Origin of the sequence: Corallococcus praedator, from assembly GCF_003612125.1 — a bacterium.
GTDB classification, from domain to species: Bacteria; Myxococcota; Myxococcia; order Myxococcales; family Myxococcaceae; genus Corallococcus; species Corallococcus praedator.
Genome location: NZ_RAWI01001297.1, coordinates 1 through 406, shown reverse-complemented (window position 1 = coordinate 406; position 406 = coordinate 1). Strand labels below are relative to the sequence as shown.

1 protein-coding gene is annotated in these 406 nt (G+C 73.9%); it reads right to left on the bottom strand.

Annotated features, from left to right (window positions below; translation table 11 throughout):
- A partial coding sequence (locus tag D7Y13_RS44160) for a GspE/PulE family protein (protein ID WP_279637221.1) occupies nt 1–385 on the bottom strand: 385 nt, incomplete at its 3' end.
- Nucleotides 386–406: the final 21 nt, after the last annotated feature.

Sequence of the window (406 nt, the reverse complement as noted above, 5' to 3'; positions counted from 1 at the left end):
TGCCCGACCCGGTGGGCCCCGTCACCAGCACCAGCCCGTCGGGCCGCGCCAGCACCCGCCCGAAGGCCGCGAGGTCGCGCGGGCTCAGGCCCAGGTGGTCGAGCCCCAGCAGCGTCTTGCCGCGGTCGAGGAGCCGCAGCACCACCCGCTCGCCGAACTGCGACGGGATGGTCGAGACGCGCACGTCGAGGTCGTAGCCCACCACCCGCAGGCTCACGCGGCCGTCCTGCGGCATCCGCTTCTCGGCGATGTCGAGCTTGCCCATCACCTTGATGCGGCTGACCAGGAGCGGCGCCAGCGCCCGCTTGGGGGCGATCACCTCGCGCAGGGTGCCGTCGACGCGGAAGCGCACCACGAGGCGGCGCTCCTCGGTCTCGACGTGCACGTCCGAGGCGCCCTCCTTGAC